General features: G+C 54.2%; 19 protein-coding genes. 3 read left to right on the top strand and 16 right to left on the bottom strand.

Features of this window, described 5'->3' with window-relative positions; genetic code table 11:
* Positions 1–48 precede the first annotated feature (48 nt).
* On the bottom strand, positions 49–432 hold the full coding sequence (locus tag ACMGGS_RS16845; RefSeq protein WP_414163570.1) for a VOC family protein: 384 nt from the start codon (positions 430–432) through the stop codon (positions 49–51).
* Positions 433–717: 285 nt separating this feature from the next.
* On the bottom strand, positions 718–2334 hold the full coding sequence (locus ACMGGS_RS16840) for a peptide ABC transporter substrate-binding protein (protein ID WP_414163569.1): 1617 nt from the start codon (positions 2332–2334) through the stop codon (positions 718–720).
* 138 nt (positions 2335–2472) lie between these two features.
* Here ACMGGS_RS16840 and mpaA point away from each other — a divergent pair, with 138 nt between their 5' ends.
* The gene (gene mpaA / locus ACMGGS_RS16835; protein WP_414166298.1) at positions 2473–3186 is read left to right on the top strand and encodes a murein tripeptide amidase MpaA; all 714 of its coding nucleotides are present in this window, start codon (positions 2473–2475) and stop codon (positions 3184–3186) included.
* Here the strand turns inward: mpaA and ycjG are convergent.
* Positions 3177–4142 (bottom strand): L-Ala-D/L-Glu epimerase, encoded by a 966-nt coding sequence (gene ycjG / locus ACMGGS_RS16830; RefSeq protein ID WP_414163568.1) that lies wholly within the window; start codon positions 4140–4142, stop codon positions 3177–3179. The two genes, mpaA and ycjG, sit on opposite strands and share 10 nt — an antisense overlap.
* A gap of 90 nt (positions 4143–4232) precedes the next feature.
* Here ycjG and tpx point away from each other — a divergent pair, with 90 nt between their 5' ends.
* On the top strand, positions 4233–4739 hold the full coding sequence (gene tpx / locus ACMGGS_RS16825; protein ID WP_414163567.1) for a thiol peroxidase: 507 nt from the start codon (positions 4233–4235) through the stop codon (positions 4737–4739).
* Between the two features lie 50 nt (positions 4740–4789).
* Here the strand turns inward: tpx and tyrR are convergent, their stop codons facing one another.
* From tyrR to ACMGGS_RS16810, 3 genes are all read right to left on the bottom strand, one after another.
* A complete protein-coding gene (gene tyrR / locus ACMGGS_RS16820; RefSeq protein WP_414163566.1) occupies positions 4790–6331 on the bottom strand; it encodes a transcriptional regulator TyrR in 1542 nt (513 codons plus the stop codon).
* 127 nt (positions 6332–6458) lie between these two features.
* The gene (locus ACMGGS_RS16815) at positions 6459–7526 is read right to left on the bottom strand and encodes a TIGR01620 family protein (RefSeq protein WP_414163565.1); all 1068 of its coding nucleotides are present in this window, start codon (positions 7524–7526) and stop codon (positions 6459–6461) included.
* The gene (locus tag ACMGGS_RS16810; protein ID WP_414163564.1) at positions 7523–8920 is read right to left on the bottom strand and encodes a YcjX family protein; all 1398 of its coding nucleotides are present in this window, start codon (positions 8918–8920) and stop codon (positions 7523–7525) included. The genes ACMGGS_RS16815 and ACMGGS_RS16810 overlap by 4 nt, the downstream gene beginning before the upstream one ends.
* A gap of 157 nt (positions 8921–9077) precedes the next feature.
* Here ACMGGS_RS16810 and ACMGGS_RS16805 point away from each other — a divergent pair, with 157 nt between their 5' ends.
* Positions 9078–10088 (top strand): LacI family DNA-binding transcriptional regulator, encoded by a 1011-nt coding sequence (locus ACMGGS_RS16805; RefSeq protein ID WP_414163563.1) that lies wholly within the window; start codon positions 9078–9080, stop codon positions 10086–10088.
* Positions 10089–10127: 39 nt separating this feature from the next.
* Here the strand turns inward: ACMGGS_RS16805 and ACMGGS_RS16800 are convergent, their stop codons facing one another.
* From ACMGGS_RS16800 to ACMGGS_RS16755, 10 genes are read right to left on the bottom strand one after another with little or no spacing between them, the layout of a single operon-like run.
* Complete coding sequence (locus ACMGGS_RS16800) at positions 10128–11030, bottom strand: OmpG family monomeric porin (RefSeq protein ID WP_414163562.1); 903 nt, start codon at positions 11028–11030, stop codon at positions 10128–10130.
* Positions 11031–11090: 60 nt separating this feature from the next.
* Positions 11091–12176 carry an ABC transporter ATP-binding protein gene (locus tag ACMGGS_RS16795; RefSeq protein WP_414163561.1) on the bottom strand — a complete coding sequence of 362 codons (1086 nt, stop codon included), beginning with the start codon at positions 12174–12176 and terminating at the stop codon, positions 11091–11093.
* Positions 12177–12186: 10 nt separating this feature from the next.
* Positions 12187–12849 (bottom strand): beta-phosphoglucomutase, encoded by a 663-nt coding sequence (gene pgmB, locus ACMGGS_RS16790; RefSeq protein WP_414163560.1) that lies wholly within the window; start codon positions 12847–12849, stop codon positions 12187–12189.
* Entirely contained in the window at positions 12846–15116 is a 2271-nt protein-coding gene (locus ACMGGS_RS16785; protein ID WP_414163559.1) for a glycoside hydrolase family 65 protein, read from the bottom strand. The genes pgmB and ACMGGS_RS16785 overlap by 4 nt, the downstream gene beginning before the upstream one ends.
* The gene (locus ACMGGS_RS16780) at positions 15113–16168 is read right to left on the bottom strand and encodes a Gfo/Idh/MocA family protein (RefSeq protein WP_414163558.1); all 1056 of its coding nucleotides are present in this window, start codon (positions 16166–16168) and stop codon (positions 15113–15115) included. Before ACMGGS_RS16780 ends, ACMGGS_RS16785 begins: the two co-directional genes overlap by 4 nt.
* Before the next feature lie 10 nt (positions 16169–16178).
* Entirely contained in the window at positions 16179–16967 is a 789-nt protein-coding gene (locus tag ACMGGS_RS16775) for a sugar phosphate isomerase/epimerase family protein (protein WP_414163557.1), read from the bottom strand.
* 18 nt (positions 16968–16985) lie between these two features.
* Positions 16986–18038 carry a zinc-dependent alcohol dehydrogenase gene (locus tag ACMGGS_RS16770; RefSeq protein ID WP_414163556.1) on the bottom strand — a complete coding sequence of 351 codons (1053 nt, stop codon included), beginning with the start codon at positions 18036–18038 and terminating at the stop codon, positions 16986–16988.
* A 27-nt stretch (positions 18039–18065) separates the two neighbouring features.
* Positions 18066–18908 carry a carbohydrate ABC transporter permease gene (locus ACMGGS_RS16765; RefSeq protein WP_414163555.1) on the bottom strand — a complete coding sequence of 281 codons (843 nt, stop codon included), beginning with the start codon at positions 18906–18908 and terminating at the stop codon, positions 18066–18068.
* Complete coding sequence (locus ACMGGS_RS16760; RefSeq protein ID WP_414163554.1) at positions 18895–19776, bottom strand: carbohydrate ABC transporter permease; 882 nt, start codon at positions 19774–19776, stop codon at positions 18895–18897. Before ACMGGS_RS16760 ends, ACMGGS_RS16765 begins: the two co-directional genes overlap by 14 nt.
* A 20-nt stretch (positions 19777–19796) precedes the next feature.
* Positions 19797–21089, bottom strand: coding sequence for an ABC transporter substrate-binding protein (locus ACMGGS_RS16755; RefSeq protein ID WP_414163553.1), 1293 nt, complete (start codon positions 21087–21089; stop codon positions 19797–19799).
* Between the last annotated feature and the right edge of the window lie 2 nt (positions 21090–21091).

The raw sequence follows: 21091 nt of genomic DNA, 5'->3' as shown, positions 1-21091 counted from the left end.
GGCCTTTTAAGGTATGACTTCAGCCCCCGCCTGCCGGGGGCTGAACGTTTATTCAACTATCTCAATTAAATTGCCATCCGGATCGCTAATCACTGCCTCGTAATAACCATCCCCTGTGGTACGCGGCTTCGAAACCAGAATGCCCTGCGCTTCTGCCCGACTCGCCATAGCATCTACCGCCTGCTGACTGCCAAGTGAAATCGCCAGGTGAACCCATCCGGTCCCGTTATTATCTGCCGTGACCTGAGTGAGTCCGGGTTTGGTCATTAACTCAATAGCAATCGCGTTGTTGATCGTCACGAAATAAGATTCAAAGCCGTGATTAGTTTTACTGCAATATTTCTCGTTTATATCGCCGCCGAAAAACTCGACCCAGAAGCACGCCTGCCGCTCCAGATCCTGCGTCCATAATGCAATATGGGCAATTTTCATCTTAACCCCCTTCACGTAATTTCATATTTTTGTGCCATACCCTACTGAATCGTAAAACCACGAGCATCAGCGCGGTAATAAAACAACCCACACGCTCGATTGTGATGGATTGCGAGCAATTTACAAGCATATAAGTGATTTCATGCTCGATTATGCATTTTTGGTGTGACAGCAACAAGCGGTTATTGGCAGACACCAGGATCTGCACGCCGTATCACGCAACGGAATTACTGAGAACGTTACGCTGGTGCGACAAGGCACCAGCGTTGAGGAGGCGGGATGGTTTTAGTGTTTGATGATATACATCGTCCGGCTATAGGCGACGTCTTCCGGGTTATTGATGGGGTAACCTTTTAGCCACGGTTTAATCAATCGTCCATTGGTGTACTGGTAAATGGGCGCAATCGGGGCCTGCTCCGCGATGATATGCTCAGCGGCATTGTAATCGGCATTTCTCGCTGCCGCCGTGGTTTCAAGCGTCGCCTGATTAATGATTTTATCGTAAGCCGGGTTTTTGAAGCGGGCGATATTTCCGCTATGTGTTGATGTCAACAGCGATAAAAAGGTGGAAGGTTCGTTATAATCTCCTACCCACGATGCGCGGATCACATCAAAATTGCCGGTATTCCGCGAGTCGATATAGGTTTTCCATTCCTGATTTTGCAGCTTAACGTCTACGCCGAGGTTTTTCTTCCACATCGATGCCACGGCAATCGCAATTTTCTGGTGGTTCTCAGAGGTGTTATAGAGCAGCGTCAGCTTTAGCGGACGATCCGGGCCGTAGCCTGCCGCCTGAAGCAACGTTTTCGCCTGCGCATTACGTTCCGCCTGGCTCATCTCTTCAAACTGCGTTTTTTGCGGCGTGAAGCCTGCCGTGACGTCTGGGGTAAAATGCCATGCCGGTTTTTCGCCGGTGCCAAGCACTTTTTCCGCTATCAGACTACGGTCAATTGTCATGCTCAGGGCCAGACGAACCCGCGCATCGGCAGTCGGTCCTTTCTCGGTATTAAAGGCGTAATAATAGGTCCCCAGCTGCGGCGGCGTATAAACCTGACCTGGAATATCCTTAAGCAGCTTTTGATACAGGTTTTTCGGGAAGGATTCTGTAATATCAATGCCGCCAGCCAGATAGCGTTTAGTGGCCGCTGATTCCTGGTTAATTGGCATAAAAGTGACTTTCTTGAGAACGGTATTGGCGTTATCCCAATAGTGACTGTTTGGCTCTACCACCAGTTTCTCATTAACTACCCGATCTTTTAACACATACGCGCCGTTACCGATGAGTTTACCGGGGCGGGTCCACTCTTTACCGCTTTCGGCATTGGCTTTTTGCACTGGATAAAACGCAAAACTGGCGGTAAGACTCGTAAACCAGGGAAGCGGTTTATCCAGTTGAACGCGGAACGTATGGGCATCGACAGCGCTCACGCCCAGTTTATCCGGCGTCATTTTGCCGTCGATAATTGCCTGCGCATTGTTAATCCCAGCCAGCGCGGCGAACCAGGCAAAGGGAGACAGCGTTTTAGGATCGACCAGCCGCTGCCAGCTATAGACGAAATCCTGCGCCGTTACCGGCGTACCATCCGACCACTGCGCATTATCACGCAAGGTAAATGTCCAGACCCGATTATCGCTGGACTGCCATTTACTCGCGACGCCGGGAACAATCTCCCCTTTGGCATTTTGGTTAACCAGGCCTTCAAACAAATCGCGGATAACCTGTATTTCCGGCAGGCCAACGGCTTTTGCCGGGTCCAGCGTAGCAGGCTCATCTTTAATATGGCGCACCAGTTCCTGTTTCTCAGCCAGCACCGTACCAGGCGGGATCTCCGCAGCAAATGAAAAAGATGAAAGCGAACTAAAACACAGCGCACAGCAGGTCAACGAAACAGGATACTTCATGAGCTTCCCCGGCAATTGAAAACAGAATGAATTAATTATTTGTTTTGCTTAAAAGAAATGCAAACGACTTATGTCAGGAAATTGACGTTGCCGCAAATTACTATACTGTGAGATCAAATGGATTGTTCGAGGTGAATGATGACAATAACTCGCCCCCGTACCGAGCGCGGCGCGTTTCCGCCCGGTACATTGCACTATGGACGCTCATTACTTGGCGCACCGCTACTGTGGTTTCCTGCGCCGCTGGCCGAGCGCGACAGCGGATTAATTATTGCCGGAACGCACGGCGATGAAAACGCATCTATCGTCACCCTCTCCTGCGCGCTGCGCACTCTGGCCCCTGAACTGCGGCGTCATCACGTGGTGTTGACCGTCAATCCTGATGGCTGCCAGCTCGGGTTACGGGCAAACGCTAACGGGGTCGATCTCAACCGCAATTTTCCGGCGGCCAACTGGAAGGCGGGCGAAACGGTCTATCGCTGGAACAGCGCAGCCCCGCAGCGTGATGTGGTCCTGCTGACCGGCGACGCGCCGGGTTCGGAACCGGAAACCCAGGCGCTTTGTCAGTTGATCCAGCAGATCCACCCAGCCTGGGTAGTGTCCTTCCACGATCCGCTGGCCTGCATTGAGGACCCGGATCATTCACCACTGGGAGAATGGCTGGCGGAGGCGTTTGCCCTGCCGCTGGTGGGCAGCGTGGGGTATGACACACCAGGCTCGTTTGGTAGCTGGTGTGCGGATCTCAATCTGCCGTGCATTACCGCCGAATTCCCGCCGATCTCCAGTGATGAAGCCAGCGAGAAATATTTGTCAGCCATGACGGGCTTGCTGCGCTGGCAACCTCAGAGGTGAAGTTCACCGGTAGTAAAGTGCAAGGAAGGCTCCACGTCGGCGGCAAGCCAGGTGGGGCCATCCAGATCGGCAAAGCGTACCTGATTAACCAGCGGCAGCGCGGCAGTAATGGCGCGCGAGGTGCAAAGCATACAGCCCAGCATTAGCTCAAACCCCTGCTCGCGGGCCTCCTGCGCCAGCGCCAGCGCCTCGGTCAGGCCACCGGTTTTATCCAGTTTGATATTGACCATCTCATAGCGGCCGGATAGCCCGCTCAGACTGGCGCGGGTATGACAACTCTCATCGGCGCAAATCGGCAGCGGGTGGATGAAATTCGCCAGCGACTCATCTTCTTCGGCGGGCAGCGGTTGTTCCAGCATCGCGACGCCCAGATCGGCCAGCAGTTGACAACGTGCTGCCAGGCCTTCGCTGCTCCAGGATTCGTTGGCATCAACAATCAGCGTCGCCTCCGGTACAGCGGCACGGATGGCCACTATCCGTTCGCTGATCAGATGATCGTCCATTTTAATTTTCAGTAAACGCGCGCCCTTTTGCCACAGCGTTGAGGCGCTGGCGGCCATCTGCTCCGGCGCACCAATGACCACCGTTTGCGCCGTCAAAACGTGTTGCGGTAGCGCGACGTTGAGATAACCCCCCAGCGTTTGCCCCGCTTTGCGCGCGGCCAAATCCCATAGCGCACAGTCAACCGCATTACGGGCTGCGCCAGCAGGCAGCATGTGCTGGATTTGCTGCGCCGTGGCGCCAGCTTCGAGTTGTTCATGGACCGTCATGATCTGCGCCATTACCGAGGCAATACTTTCACCATAGCGAGGATACGGTGTGCATTCGCCGACGCCTTTCACGCCCTCATCTTCAATTTCAACCACCACGACTTTCGCTTCACTGCGACTACCTCTGGCGATAACAAACGGCGTATGTAGCGGCCAGGCTTCCTCATAAACTTTCAGGCTTCTCATTACTGATCCTCGCTAAAAGCGTTTGCTGTGTTAACTGCTGATGTCATACACTAGCGTTGGCGTTAATTATATGTAAACAGGAAGAAAATTATGTCACAACTCGTGCATTTCCAGGGCAACCCGGTCGCCGTTTCCGGCGTTATTCCTGAGCCTGGCACTCCGGCTCAGCCTTTTACACTGGTCGCTAAAGATCTCTCCGATGTCACGCTCGCCCAGTACGCGGGTAAACGCAAAGTGTTGAACATTTTTCCAAGCATTGATACCGGCGTTTGTGCCGCTTCTGTGCGTAAGTTTAACCAACTTGCGACCGAAGTGAATAACACTGTGGTCCTGTGTATTTCTGCAGATCTGCCTTTCGCCCATTCGCGTTTCTGTGGTGCGGAAGGTCTGAGCAATGTGGTCACCCTCTCCACCCTGCGTAACCCTGAGTTTTTGCAGGATTATGGTGTAGGCATTGAGGAAGGCGCACTGAAAGGGCTTGCTGCCCGTGCCGTGGTCGTCATTGATGAAAGCGATAAGGTCGTCTTCAGCCAGCTGGTGAATGAAATCACCACTGAACCTGACTACGCTGCGGCGCTGGAAACGCTGAAAGCCTAAGCGTTGCGTTTCATGAAAAAAGGCCCATTACGACTATGGGCCTTTAATTTTTACTCTTCACCTTTTTTCTGGCTCAGCCCGTATTCACGCAGTTTGTTGGCAATCGCGGTATGCGACACGCCAAGGCGCTTCGCCAGCTTACGGGTGCTGGGATAGCTTTGGTAAAGCTGGATGAGAATGGAACGTTCAAAGCGGCTGGTGATATCGTCGAGAGTACCTTCCATCGCTTCTTCGCCCGGCAACTCAACCTGGACATTGCTCGTCGGTAACAAAATATCCTGCGAGCGCAGTTCATAACCTTCAAGCTGAGTCAACGCACGATAAATAGCATTCTTCAACTGGCGCACGTTGCCGGGCCAGGCGTAGCGGGTTAAGACCCCGCTGACATCGGCGGCGAGTTTTGGCCGTGCAAGACCTTGTTCATCGGCAAAGCGGGCGACAAATAGCTCGGTCAGCGGCATGATATCCTGCGTTCTTTCACGCAGCGGCGGCAGGTTCAGGGTCAGGACATTCAGACGGTAGTACAAATCCTCGCGGAACAGCCCCTTTTGCACCAGCTCCTGAAGATTTTTTTGCGTGGCGCAAATCACCCGCACATCGACGTGAATTTCATGATCTTCCCCAACCCGGCGGAAGGTGCCGTCATTGAGGAAGCGCAGCAGTTTTACCTGCATACGCGGCGACATCTCGCCAATCTCATCCAGCAGGACCGATCCACCGTTAGCCTGTTCGAAAAACCCTTTCTTGCCTTCCGGCGCATGGCCGAATAATTCGCTCTCCACCGCATCTTCAGGGATCGAGGCACAGTTGAGCGCCAGATAAGGCTTCGTGGCGCGCGGGCTGGCCTGGTGGCAGGCGTGAGCAATGAGATCTTTTCCGGTGCCGGTGTCACCAACTATTAACAGTGGCGCGGTCAGCATCGCCAGTTTGCGCGCCTGTTCAACCACCTGACGCATTTTCGGACTGACGGCGACAATCTGGCTAAAGGCGCTGACATCCTGGGCACTGACGTTCTGCAACTGACGGCCCATTCGCACAGTTGAGCGTAGCATCACCACCGCGCCAGTCAGCAGCGGCTGGGCATCTTCCCCTTCAAGAAAGACCGGGGTGATCTCCAGCAGGAAGTTTTGCCCGTTCACTACCACATGTTCGGTATGGGAGTCGGTGGGTTTATTTTCCAACCAGCGCAGGAAGTTAAAATCGCCAATCAGTTGACCAATATTATGGTTGCGCAACCGCTCCTGACTTTGTCCCAGCAACTGACAACAGGCCGGATTAGCCAGCTCGATTTTGCTTTTGGTGTCCAGCGACAACATCGGATCGGGCATCGCTTCCAGCAACGCGCTCAGCGCCAGATGTTCCCGCTCTGAGGGCATCCACGGCACGGTACGAACATCGGTCACTCCGGCAATGCGACGGATCTCCGCCATCAGTCGGCTGAAAGAGTCAAACTCCAGCTCGGAGAAATTAAGGTAAATACGCCCAACGGGATCAATCTCAATGCCGCGCAAATCAATACCGCGCAACACCAGCAGATCGAGCAATTCGCGAGCCAGACCGAGTCGATCTTCACAAAAGACTTCAAGACGCATGGGATTTTTCCCTGAACAGTCAACGATGATAAGAATAATAAGCTACCCGCAGGCAATCGGGAAGATAGCTGTCAACAAATATTGACAGCTTAGTGGAAAAGTTACGCCTGTGAGCGCAATTATGTGTTTATTGTGAGCGGTCGCCCGGCGTTTTATTGCGCTGGAGCGTTTCTTTAAACTGACCGACAAGTTGACGACGAAAATCGCCCAGACGCGGCTTATCACCGTCTATCCACGGCAAGGGACGGCACAGTTCCATCGCCTTAATGCCCAGCCGGGCGGTTAACAAACCTGCACCGATACCCTGCGCGGCCCGGGTTGACAGCCGGGCGGCAAGATCCTGAGACATCCAGTCCATTCCCACCTCCCGCACCAGTTCACTGGCCCCGGCAAAGGCCATGTTCAGTAGCACCAGGCGGAACAGACGCAGGCGACTGTAATACCCCAGTTCGATGCCGTAGAGGGTAGCAATACGGTTGATAAGGCGCAGGTTACGCCAGGCGATAAACGCCATATCCACCAGTGCCAGCGGGCTGACGGCAATCATCAAGGTAGATTCTGCCGCCGAGCGGCTGATTTCACGCCGCGCCTGCGCATCCAGCACCGGCTGCACCAGATGAGCATATAAACTGACGATTTCCCGGTCACTCTGCGTTTCGTGGATCGCGGCGTACCAGCGTTGTAGCGCAGGATGCGACTGGTCAATACCCGCCTGACGCGCCAGCGCTTCACAAAACGCGCGGCCTTTGCCGGTCCCGTGACTGGTGAGCAATTCACGCGCCTCGTCACGCTCGTGCGCCCGCTGCCGTAGCCGCCACAAGCGTCGCCATTCGGTCGCGACGGAGCCGACGCCCGCGCCGACGATCAGCGCGCCGGCGGCACAGCCACCGAGCGCCACCCAGTCCTGGGTGTGCCAGGCATTCATCGCCCACTGTACGCCCTGTCCGACAACGCTGACGCCAAACAGCGTCAGGCCCGTCATCACCATTTTGCGCCACAGACTGCGTTTTGGCCGCAGCGCCGCCGCCACGGCAGCTTCCGCTGGCCCCTCTTCCGTAAGCGGATCGTCCGTCACTGCCGGAGCAAACGTTTGTGAGTCGACATCATTGAAATGCCGGGACGCCCTGAACGACTCTTCCCGTTCGGCATCCAGCGGGCCAGCGAAATCGATACGCGGCTTGAGTGGTTCAGTCATCGCAATTTATCCCCAATTAAGAACTCCAGCGCCGCGTCAATACGGATATGCGGTAACGGCTTATCGACATCCACTACCGGCGGCCGAAACGCTTCAAATTGAAATCCCTGCTTTTGCCAGAACGCCTGCCCCGGTAGCCGGGCGGGAACTTCACCCGGATAGACCGTCAGCGGTGTCCCATCATCAAGACGATGACCCCGCAGCGCAGGCACTTTTTCGCCCTCAACGTCGATTACTCCGCTTTGCGTCGCCTGCACCGATGCGAGACCCAGACAGTCCATCGCGATGCCTTCAAAGGCCGCATTCTGCCACGCATCCTGGATCAACTGTTGCAGCAGCGAGACCATATTGGCGTGCTGATCGAGGGTCACGTGATCGGCTTTAGTCGCGGCGAACAACAGTTTATCAATGACCGGCGAAAAAAGGCGGCGGAACAGCGTGCGCTGGCCGTAATGAAAACTCTGCATCAGTTGCGTCAGTGCCAGACGCATATCGTTAAAGGCCTGCGGGCCGCTATTGAGCGGTTGCAAACAATCCACCAGCACGATCTGCCGGTCAAAGCGCAGGAAGTACTCTTTGTAAAAGCCCTTAACCACCTTCTCGCAGTAATAATTGAACCGCTCACGCAGCATCCCGGCATTCGTGTGTCGCCCCGCCTGCGCCAGCGTTGATTCGCCGATTTCATCAACGTTCGGCCACGGGAAAAACTGTAGCGCGGGCGCGCCGGCCATATCGCCGGGCAGCACGAAGCGGCCGGGCTGGATAAAATGCAGTCCCTCTTTTTTACACTGGTGCAAATACGCGGTCCAGGCGGCGGCGATCTCCGCCAGTCGGTTTTCATCGGCGGGGGCCAGCGGATCAAGATCCTGACAAAGTTCGCGCCATTTTGTAGACCATTGCGCGCGCTGCCCCTGTAACAGACCGGTCATCTGCCGGGACCAGCTCAGATAGTCCTGCGCCAGCATCGGCAGGTCGAGCAGCCATTCCCCGGGATAATCGACGATTTCCAGATACAGAGTTGAGGTTTCCCTGAAGTGACGCAGTAGCGAATCCGTTGAGCGAAAGCGCAGCGCCAGAGTGATCTCGCTGACGCCTCGGGTTGCCGTCGGCCAGGTGGGCGGCGAGGCGTAGAGTTGCGCCAGCCCCTCATCATAGGTAAAACGCGGAACGCCGAAATCGCGCTGCGGTACGCGTTTGACACCTAACAACCGCTCCTCACGCGCCGCGCTCAGCAGCGGCAGCCGCGCCCCTGCATGCAGGTTCAGAAGCTGATTGACCATTGACGTAATGAACGCGGTTTTTCCGCTGCGGCTCAGGCCAGTGACCGCCAGCCGCAGGTGCCTGTCCACACCACGATTCATTAGCGCATTGAATTCGTTTTTAAGTCGCTTCATCCCCTTCCCTTTATCTCTGTCGCTGCCGCCGGGCGGTTTATCCTGAGTATACAAAATGGGGTCAGGTTGTTGATAATCCAACCGCTGTTGTTGTAATCAGACACATCTCCAGTAAGATAGTCACAATTTAGACGCTATGACGGAGCAGTCTGGAAGTATGTCACCCACTATTTATGATATTGCCCGCGTATCCGGCGTGTCGAAATCGACGGTTTCCCGCGTATTGAATAAGCAGACCAATATCTCCCCTGAAGCGCGGGAAAAAGTCCTGCAAGCCATTGAACAATTAAACTATCAGCCGAATAAACTGGCGCGGGCGCTGACCTCCTCAGGTTTTGACGCGATCATGGTTATTTCTACCCGTTCGGCGAAAACCACGGCAGGCAACCCTTTCTTTTCAGAAGTGCTGCACGCTATCACGGCAAAGGCAGAAGACGAAGGATTTGACGTTATTTTACAGACTTCGCACAGTTCTGAAGACGATTTACAGAAATGCGAAAGTAAAATTAAGCAGAAGATGATCAAAGGCATTATTATGCTCAGTTCACCTGCCGATGAAACTTTTTTTGCCCGTCTGGACAGTTACCATGTTCCGGTGGTAGTTATCGGCAAAGTTGAGGGGCAATATCAACACGTTTGTTCCGTCGATACCGATAATTTTCGCGATAGCGTCACGCTGACGGATGCGTTGATCCAGCGCGGCCATAAAAATATCGCCTGCCTGCACGCACCTCTTGATTATCACGTATCAATTGACCGTCTTAATGGCTATAAAACCAGTCTGAAAAAGCATCATTTCCCGTTGCGGTCGCAATGGATTATTGATGGAGGATATACTCATGAAAGCGCACTGGAGGCTGCCAGAAAATTATTAAGCCAGCCTCAGTTGCCTGATGCTGTATTTGCTACCGACAGTTTTAAAATAATGAGTTTATATCGCGTGGCCGCGGAGAGGAATATTAGTATTCCACAGCAGCTTGCGGTGGTGGGTTACAGTAATGAGATGCTTTCTTTTATGCTGACACCGTCGCCAGGTGGAATCGATGTGCCAACCCGAGAACTGGGCGAACAGAGCTGTGATTTGCTGTTTAAGCGGATTGCCGGTAAAGCCAGCCCGCAGGCGATTACGGTGGAAACGCAAATATCCCTTACCGCCTCGCTGGCCTGAGTAACGCCCGGCAAAACGCATCGCCGGGCATGTGTGTTATTAGAACGCGTAGTTCACGCCTACACCGACATAGTGGAAGCGATCGCGCTCACCTTCATCGTGGTCTTCCCATTCATAGGCATATTCAAGGGTCATGGATAGGCCATTCTGGAAGTCGTAGGCATAGAGCATACCAAGACGGTCGAAATTATGTCCTTCACGTTCCGGATCGTCACGCCAGTCCCAGTTTGACCAGCGATCCAGCCCGATACGGGTATACGGCGTCAGCGATGTATTGCCTAAGGAGATTGGCAGATAGGCGCGGATCTCCTGGGTGGAGAACTCACCGTTGTTGCGGCTCTTATCCATGTTGAAGCCGCGTTCAAGGTAGTAGTTCACCGTCAGCCCCACGGTTTCATTGAAGCTATAGTTAAGGCCGGTTTCGGTTTCAACGCGGCTGTCGGAATAGCCGGTGGTGCTCAGATCGTTAACGAACTGATACATCGCAAGCCAGCCGCTGAAGCGCAGATCGTCGGTGAGTTTGACATCCCAGTCAGGCGCAACTTTCCAGCGTTGCATGTTGGCCGTATCCGCGCCTTCATTCACGTAATGGTAGCCGTAATTACGGAATCCGCCAGTTAAGCCAACGTTGAGATCGTCGCTCTCCACAAATTGATAGTGAACTTCCAGTTCAGGACGATCAAACCAGGTGCCGCGCTTACCAGCACTATAATCTACCGGACCTTCCTGATAATAGGCCACGGCAATACGCCACGGGCCGTTGGCAGCATTAAAATAAATAGATGGTTCAAACAATCCATCCATATCGTCGCTCTGGCCTTCAACGTTTTCACTTTCGTACATGGCACCAATATTAAAATGCCAGTCATTATTTTCAGCCGCCTGCGCGCAGGTCATACCCGCGCACATCGCCAGCGCGACGCCCTTCAGTAGAGTACTCATAATCCAGATTCCTTGTACAATCGAAATAAAGCCGGGAGCACTATTCCCGGCGCTGCTAAATTACTGAATCGCTATTTCGCTTTCAGTATCAAAAAAATGGCATTTAGACATATCAAAATGAATATTAATTTTTTCTCCGGCATGATAATCATTCATCGCTCCGGCACGGACCACTAACTCATGCCCCCCAACGGTGGAATACAACATAAATTCAGCGCCGGTTAATTCGGCGACGCTGATTTTTGCCGCAATACAATTGGTGTGCAGCGTTTCGTCCGGATGAATATCTTCCGGACGAATACCCATTACCACCGCTTTGTGTTCATATCCCTGTTTTTGTAAAACGGCCAGTTTGTCTTCTGGAATCGTTAATTTCAGCGTTTCCGTCACAAACATATTGCCGTCAATTGCACCACGGATAAAGTTCATCGCCGGTGAGCCAATGAATCCGGCGACGAACATATTGGCTGGCTGGTTATAAACCGTTTTCGGCGCCCCAACCTGCTGAACGATACCGTCTTTCAGGATCACAATCCTCGTTGCCATGGTCATGGCTTCGGTTTGATCGTGGGTGACGTAAATCATGGTGGTATTCAGTTTTTGATGCAGCTTGCTAATCTCGGCCCGCATCTGAACGCGTAGTTTAGCATCCAGGTTCGACAGCGGTTCATCCATCAAAAACACGCCCGCCTCGCGGACAATGGCACGGCCCAGCGCCACGCGCTGACGCTGCCCGCCGGAGAGTGCGCCGGGTTTACGCTTCAGATAGTCACGCAGGCCCAGCACAGTGGCGGCCCAGTTCACGCGCTCGTCGATGACTTTCGCATCGATTTTCTGCATTTTCAGACCGAATGCCATGTTGTCATACACGGTCATATGCGGATACAGAGCGTAGTTTTGAAAGACCATTGCGATGTTACGCGCTTTAGCCGGGACATCGTTCATCCGCACGCCATCGATCATCAGATCGCCCGCGCTAATCTCTTCCAGACCGGCAATCATGCGCAGGGTGGTTGATTTACCGCAGCCTGACGGGCCGACGAATACAATAAATTCTTTATCTTCAATCTCCAGATTAAAATCTTTAACCACATGCACCTGGTTGTCATAGATCTTCTGGATATGCCGTAACGAAAGTTGTGCCATCGTAATTTCCTTATTTTGCGCGTTGCCAGAATGCCGATAAGCACGGCCACGTCAGTTGATCGGTTGAGAGAAGTCGAAGCCCGGCATGCTGCAAATCCGCACCAATACCGATGGAGCGCATTCCGCAGGCATTGATAGCATCGATACCCGCCTGGGCATCCTCGATGCCGATGCACTGCTGTGCACAGACGTCTAACCCATGACAGGCCGCGAGGAAAATCTCCGGATCGGGTTTTGAGCGGGCGATCTTTCCGGCATCGGCACAGAACGTAAACAGATCAGCAATGCCCAGCATGTTCAGGATGGTGGGGGCATTCAGCGATACCGAAGCCAGCCCGGTTGGGATCCCGCGCTGCTTAAGTTCCAGCAGCAGGTCATGAATGCCCGGCAGAATGGATTGCGCCGTAAGCTGGTTAAGCGACTCGACATAAATGCTGTTTTTACGGGTCGCCAGTTCGTCACGCTGTGCCTGAGAAAAATCCGCTTCGCGCCCGCCGAAGTGCAGAATACGACGCAGCGATTCTCCACGGCTGATACCCTTCAGGGTATTGTTAAACGCCTCATCAATCTCGATACCAATCTCACTGGCAACCTGCCGCCAGGCATGAAAATGCAGATGTGCGGTGTCGGTAATGACGCCATCCAAATCAAAAATTACGGCCTCAGGATTCATAGCCCCTCCGTGGTCGCGGTCCCAGCCGCAGATAAAATAAAGTCGCTTAACGCAAAGGTGGCCTCACCTTCTACCGTTACGTACCGGTCGTAAAGCCAGAAGCTGACGGAAGCCGGCGCATCAATCGTGATGTGCTGCTGCGTTAGCGTGCAGCGCATCGCTACGCCCTGCCAGTGCAGCGGGAAGGTCATTTTTTGCCAGTGGTCCGGCAGGCGCGGCGCGAGCTTTAACGCTCCCTGATGCAGACTCAGCCCGGCAAAGCCCTGTATTGCCCCCAGCCAGATTGCGCCGGTTGCCGCAGCATGAATTCCGTCGTCGCTGCTATGCGGTTCGTCACCCAGGTCGATGTCAATACCGTCGCGCCAGAACTGATATGCCTGATGCACATCGCCGCAGCGCGCTGCCACAATCCCGTGAATCGCTTTGCTTAATGAGGAGTCATGAATGGTGCGGGGTTCGTAGAACGCCAGGTTTGCCAGACACTCGCGGTGGGTAAAGCGGTCAGGCAGCATATAATTCAGCATGACCACATCGGCCTGCTTGAGGATCTGCATCTCATTGACTTCGGCGCGGGAGTAATCCAGCAAAATCGTCTGCTTACCGGCTTTCAACTTGTACTGCGTAAGGTCGATAGCCGGTTTCGCCAGAAACGTATCATCCTGAGCCAGCACGCCATTTTCATCACATTCAGGTAACCACAGATGCTGTAAAAACTGGGCGGCGCTGGCATAGAACGCCTCGTCTCCCCGCGCGAAATGGCGGGCAAAATGGACCGCTTGCGCGACGTTATCATGCGCCATGTAGTTGGTGTAGGCGTTGTTATTGACGTGCTCGGTGTATTCGTCCGGGCCAATGACGTCATGGATTTCCAGGCGACCGTTGCACTCTGTGGCCCGGCTGATCCAGAACGCTGCCGTCTCAATCAGCAAATCCACCCCTTCGTGCGCCATAAAACTGTCGTCACCGGTAGCCTGCCAGTAAGCGATGACCGCCCAGGCGATGTCTGCCACCAGATGATGTTCTGCCAGTGCAGAGGCCACTTTTTGACGCACGCCGGTGCGAATATTGATCGCGGCAAATTCCGGCGTTTCTTCCTCACCACGGCGGGCGCTTTCCCACGGGAACAGCGCTCCCTGCCAGCCGTTACGCCGTGCTTTTTCACGCGCGCCGGGCAAATTATGCCAGCGGTAGCGCAGCAACTGGCGGGCAATGGCAGGTGCGGTAAACAGATGAAACGGCAGAAGGAATACTTCGGTATCCCAGAAAACATGCCCTTTGTAGCCCTCACCGGTCAGCGCTTTCGCCGCAATGCTGCTGCGCTCGTCATGTTCCGGCGTCATGATATGCAGATGATAGAGCGCGTAATCGAGCGCCTGCTGATCGCGGGGATCGCTGCCCTCGATTTCGACGCGGCTACGCTGCCAGAAACTACGCCAGACGCCTTTCGAGGCCGTACAGAGGTTGTCGTACCCCAGCGAAGCGCATTCGCTAAGCCCCTCAAGGTTTTGTCGACACACGGTCTCTGTGTCACGCTTGCTATCGTCAGACCAGGTTATCCAGTTTAATTTCTCAAGCGTAACGCTTTCACCTGCCGCCACCCTGAGCGAGCTGTTTTGCAGCAGACGGCGGTTTTTCGCCGTAACGTTGCTTTGCGCCTCGCCGCTGACATGGCAGAACGATGAGATAACCACCTCCGCCGCGCCGTCCTGGGTGGTATACACGCCCTGCAGGGTGTGCTGGCCGAAGACCCGAACCTGGGTTTCATCAAGATGCTGGCGTCCGGTGTTGGTTTGCGTTGCGTCAATACCGGTGCAGAGCGAGATGCTGGCTGCGGTATCCAGCGGTGTAATGGTTAACCGCAGCGCGAACAGTTGCGGCTGCGCGGCAGACGCAAAACGCCGGCTTTCGATAGCAAAATGCGCACCGCACGGTGCCTGCCACACTACGGAACGATGAAGCTCACCGGTGGCAAAATTCAACTCGCGGTGCCACTCTTCAATGTGCCCGCTGAGCAGCGAGAAAGGCGTGCCGTTCAGTTCAATCTGCACGCCGACCACGTCCGGCAGATTAACCAGCTCGTTGGTTTCACCCTTCCCCGCCCGGTGATAAAGCCCCGCAAGATACATCCCGCGCGTCTGTACCGTGTAATCCTCTTCATGCGTTGCCCGAACTCCCATGTAGCCATTGCCTGACGTCATTAGAGACGCGTATTTATTCAGACAATGCGGGCTAAAAGCCGGTTCGTTGAGCGTTGTGGCGTCCATCATAACTCTACACTTTTCCCTGTTTCGGCGGCCTGGTACAACGCGGCCACCAGTTGCTGAATGATGCGTCCCTGTTCAGCATCTGCGATGGTGACCGGCTCGCCCTGCACATGGCGGACGAAGGCGTCCATACTGCGGAAGTGACGGCGATCGTCGGCCTGCTCACGCCTGAACAGCGTCCGTAACTCGCCGTTGCAATCGTCGTAAATATGCATCGGGAACAGCGTCGCGCCGGCCTGATCGCCGCAAAAAGAGACGTTCATGATCGACTGTTCCGGAATATTGAGCGCAAAAGAGGTCTCAAGGCGTAAGATGCCGCCATTGTGAAATTCAATGGTGCCGAACAGCGCATCTTCCACGGTATACGTCGACGGATCCCATTCACCAAACTGACCGTTGTTTTTACGGGTGCCAATTTTTTGATAGCTGTGGGCCGTCACGCTTTTCACCGCCGGGAAACCCAGCACGTACATCGCCGCATCCAGCATATGAACGCCAAGATCGATCAGCGGTCCGCCACCCTGAAGTTCTTTATTGGTGAATACGCCCCAGCCTGGCACGCCGCAGCGGCGCAACGCTTTGGCATTAGTGACGTAAATTTCGCCCAGCGTACCGTCCATCACCTGCTGGCGCAGAAGCTGCGCATCCTCAGCAAAACGGTGATGAAAATCATAGGCCAGCACTTTGCCCGCCCGGCGCGCCGCCTGGCACATCTCTTCCGCCTGTTCTGGCGTCATGGCCGGCGGTTTTTCACACATCACATGACAGCCTGCCGCCAGCGCCAACATCACGTGTTCATGATGAAAACGATTGGGCGAGCAGATACTGACGATATCCGGGCGAACTTCACGCAGCATAGCCTCGGGATCGTCCCAGGCCTGGGCATTACCGTATTTCTCTGCCAGCGCCTGCGCCTGGGAAAGGCGGCTGTCTGCGACAGCCACCAGTTCCAGATCGTCACGGGTGCAGTAGTACGAGGCGTGAACTTTATCCGCTACCTGTCCGGCACCAATAATGGCGACGCGCAGCGGAGAAGTTTTCGTTGTACTCTTCACGTGTGACCTCTTAGCAGTTGCGCAGCCAGGCGAGAGACTGACGATACGCTTCGGCCGGATCTTCCGCCCGCACGCGTCCTTCATAGACCACGTAGCCCTGATACTTGTCGCTGCGCAGCTGATCGAAAAGCTGTTTGAAATTCAGCGTACCGGTACCCGGCTGGTAGCGATGGTTATCGGCGATATGCACATGACCCAGCAAATCGCGGTTATCGTGCAGCGCTTTTGCCATATCATCTTCTTCGATGTTCATATGGTAGAAATCGCCGATGATCTGTGTGTGTTTCAGATCGTTTTCCACGATATAGCGGCGGGCGTCGGCCAGGGTATTGATCATATGATCCTGGTAGCGGTTCAGCGGCTCCAGATAAACGGTAGTGCCGGTACGGGCCGCTACCTTATCCAGTACGCGCAGCGAATCGCTGACCATTTTGCGGTCGCCTTCGAGGCTACGCGGTGACACCATTGGCGGCAGACGGAAGGTAAACATCCCCCAGGCGGCTGGCACGATAATGCCTTTACCGCCGACGTCGCTCAGCGCTTCCAGAATGCGTTCGATCTGCTGTAAGCCGTTCAGACGACGCTCTTCAATGAAGTCGCCGATCCAGCCGTCGTAGCCGCCGCAGGCGGTGGTGACCGGCAGACCGGTTTCTTTGATCGCCGCTTTGACTTCTTCAATATTGTTGACCAGCAGCTTGCCGTCGATTTCAAAGCCGTCAAAACCCATTGCTTTGATGTAGCGGAATTTCTCCAGGATATTTTCCGGGAAGAACGCCTGATTCTGTGTTCCGATTTTCATTTGTTGTTGTCCTTAACCTTAAAACGTCACGCCCATTTTGATGCTCAGATCCGGATGCTGATCGACATACTTCATGTAGCTCTCAGCGCTGCTCGCGAAGGTCACGACCGGTTCAATCAGATCTTCGCAGTCAAGATAGCCGTTCATCAGCAGTTCCCAGCAGGTCTCTTCGATACGCTTACGGTTCCAGCGCGGGTAATCCGGGTTCGGTTCGCTGCAGGCGCGGGCGAAGACGATTTTCGCGTTGTTGAAGTGCGCTTCACGGCCAAGGTTAAAGCCTGCGCTAAACGGTTTGGCGAAGGCCACGTAAGAAATGGTGCCGCCGTAGGCCAGGCCGCGCAGCGCGGATTGCAGCGCATCCGGATAGCCGCTGGTTTCGATGATGACGTCAGCGCCCTGCTTGCCGGTGATTTTTTTGATTTCCATACCGACATCAGTACCGATAGGGCTCATGCAGTAGTCCGCGCCGTGACGACGGGCGATCTCGCAGCGATGTTCAATCGGATCGACGCCAATGACCACCGACGCGCCCGCTTTTTTCGCCAGCTGGACGGCAATTTGACCAATCGCGCCCAGACCGATAATGACCACAAAATCACCTACGCGGACGTTACCTTCACGCACGCCGCTCATCGCAAACTGCGCCGGGTCGTAGCACACCGCATTTTTCCAGGACGCGCCTTCCGGCATTTTGCGCAGTTTGTAATTGTTGACCGCGTTCACGATCACCGTCTCAGACAGCGGGCCATAGGCGCAGACACAATCACCAATGGCGTAATCTGTGACACCGTCACCTTTTTCGACAATCTTGCCGACAACCATGTTACCCAGCTGGAATTTACCGAACTCGATACCGCGTGCCGCCCCTTCCGGACGCGGCATAAACATCTGCCATTCCGCATTAAAGTCTTCATCAATAAACGGGCTGGCCGCGCGGAAGTCCACCACTTCGGTACCGTGTTTCGGCGCGCCGAACATCACGCGGATTTTCACTTCATTGGCCGCAACAGCGCGGTCTTCATACTCAACAAGGGCCGCTACGCGCGGTTCAGTCGCTACTAACTTCTTCATTACAATATCCTTATTAAACAGGCCGCCTTAGCCTTTAACGCCACCAGCGGTCAAACCACTCTTAATAAAACGTTCGGAAAGCGCGTACATAATGACTACCGGCAGTGCGGTGACCAGCGAGGCCGCCATCATGCGTCCCCAGATATAGTCCGGCGTGCTGAACAGCGTGTTCAGGCCGACCGGCAACGTAAAGTTGCTGGAACTGGAGAGGAAAATGGACGCGAAGAGATAGTCGTTCCACGCCACCATGAAGCAGTACACAAACACCGATACCAGACCAGAAATCGCCAGCGGTACGGTAATGCGGAAGATAATCTGCAAGCGGTTCAGGCCGTCCATCATCGCCGCTTCTTCGATCTCATCCGGGATGGTGTCGAAGTAGCTTTTCAGCATAAATACCGCCGTTGGCAGCGTCTGCGTCACCATGGTGATGATCAGTGCCATTTCGGTGTCATAAATCCCGAGCGCGGTGATGATTTTAAACAGCGGCACCACCAGCAGGATCCCGGAGAACATGTACACCGTATAAAAGCTGGCGTTGATGGTCATCCGCCCTTTGAAACGCAGACGGGATAACGCATAGGCCCCCAGCGTGCCAAGGAAAACGGCAATGACGGAGGACGCGACCGACACCACCATGCTGTTACGGAAATAATCCACAAACGGGAAAATCAACGGGTTAAAAATGTCGACATAGTGCTCCAGCGTCCAGTGCTGCGGTAACAGCGTCGGACTCAGGGAGATCGCCTCTTTTGCACCTTTAAACGAGGTCATCAGCATCACAAAAAACGGAAACAACGTGATAATGAGAAAGACTGTCAGCCCGATATAAAAGCCAATACGACTTAGCGTGCGTTTATTTGTTGCCATTGAGATTCACCCGCTTCCTGGTAAGCAATATGACCGCAAAGATGATGACGAACAGCACGACTGAGATCGCCGCTGCCTTGCCAAGATCGTTAAAGGCAAATGCCGTTTTGTAGAGATAAACACCGAGGATGTCGACTTTAGTTGTCAGCAGATACACATCGGCAAACATGTAGAACATCCAGATGGTACGCAACGTCACCACCGTCGCCAGTACTGGCATGATGGCCGGGAGGGTGACGATCATAAACCGCTGCCAGGCGCTCGCGCCGTCCATCTCCGCCGCTTCATACAGCGACTTGTCGATGGTCTGTAAAATCGCCAGAAAAGAGATAAAGGCGTACGGGAAATAACGCCAGATGGCGAACAGCACCACCAGCACAAAGCTACTGCCGGGGTTGTCAAACCACAGCGGTGCCTGATCGTAGAGATGCAGCAGATCGACGCCGAGGTAGTTCACAATGCCGTAGCCGTTGTTGAACATATATTTCCAGGCGAAAACCAGCGAAATTGACGGCGTCACATAAGATAAAATGACCAGCGAGCGCGCGGTTTTACGCAGGCGAAATTCGCGGTTAAAGAAAATTGCTACCCCCAGACCCAGCGCCGTACTGCCGACGACTACCAGCGCGGTGTACCAGACGGTCATCCACAGCGAATGCCAGAATCCCGGATCGCCGAGAATGCGGATGTAGTTATCCAGCCCAACAAAAGTGGAACTAATACGCGGGTTCAACGGCAAACGTAGAAAACTGATTTCTATATTGGATATCATCGGCCAGGCTACCAGGCCGCCCAGCAATAATAAGCTGGGGGCCAGCAGCAGCATGGCAAAAGGCATATCCGAACGGCCCGAAAACAACCTTTTCATACTACTTTCCATTTTCGTCATTAACGTTGTTTAACCAGGTCATCCAGCTTCGCCTGACTTTCCGTCAGGGTTTGCTGCAAATCTTTCTGCCCTACCGTCACGTTATGCACCAGAGAGCTGACGACACCAGACCCGGTAACATCGCCCATGCGGGTAAAGTTTTTGTCGCCCACCGCGCCAAAGACCTGCATATGCGGATACTGCGCGATCAGTTCATTTGGCAGTGAGCCGAAGGCTTTAATGACCTCGTTATCTTTCCATTGCGGCGTATTGACGATGGTTTTAGTGGCCGGGAATGCCGCGCCGGGAGACATCATGACCCAGTCGGCGGCGTTGTCCGCTTTCTCCATAAAGGCGACAAATTTCTCGGCGGCGGCGGTCTCGTCTTCGGTCTGACCGTTACTGATGGTCAGCGAGGTGATCGTGCCGTAAACAGCCGCCGATTTTTCGGTCGGCACCATGAAACCGAGGTTTGCAGGTTCGCCCTCTTTGAATATCGCCGGGATGATATAGGTGGAGTACATTGCCATCGGCGCGGAGCCGTTCATAAAGGCGTCTTTGATCTCCATGACGTCGTTTGAACCCGGCATGGTGGTTGCAGCCAGGTCACGATAAAACGCCAGTGACTGCGCCATTTCCGGGGTGTTAAGGGTGATGTTGCCGCTGGCGTCAAACACGTTGGCCTGATTAGACAGGGCAAACTGTGAGAATGCCTGTTCGGTCATCACGCCTTCGGCGGTAGGAAGCGCGATACCATATTTCTTCTGCGCCGGATCGCTAAGTTTTTGCGCGGCGCTCAGCAGTTCCTGCCAGTTATGCGGTTCAGCAATGCCCGCCTTTGCCAGCACGTCTTTGCGATACCAGACGCCCTGTAGCCAGGCGCTAATCGGCACGCCGGTCCACGCCGTACCATCTTCCGTGCGGACAATACGCAGAACGCCGTCATAGAACTGATCTTCGCCGACCGCCGCAATCGCCTCACCGATGGCCTTACGATCGATAAGCTGTTCTTTATCCATGACCTTGGCGTAATCATGACTGGTCTCTATGACTTCCGGCAGCGAGCCGGAACGCGCCAGGGTGATAATTTTAGTGTTATACGCGTCTTCTTCTACCGGAACCTGTTTAACGGTGATATCCGGATTCTCTTTCTCAAAGCGTTCAATCAGTTTGGTAATAACGGCCTGGCGCTCTTGCTCAACAGAAGAATGCATAAATTCAATGGCCACTTTATGCTTATTATTATCATCACAACCTGAAATGAGCGTACAGGAAACCAGCGCTGCTAACAGCGCTATTTTTGATTTATTCATAA

Origin of the sequence: Superficieibacter sp. BNK-5 (genome assembly GCF_047456055.1) — a bacterium.
In the GTDB taxonomy this organism is placed as follows: domain Bacteria; phylum Pseudomonadota; class Gammaproteobacteria; order Enterobacterales; family Enterobacteriaceae; genus Superficieibacter.
The sequence above is the reverse complement of the archived record's forward strand: the minus strand, read 5'-3'. Positions and strand labels throughout refer to the sequence as shown.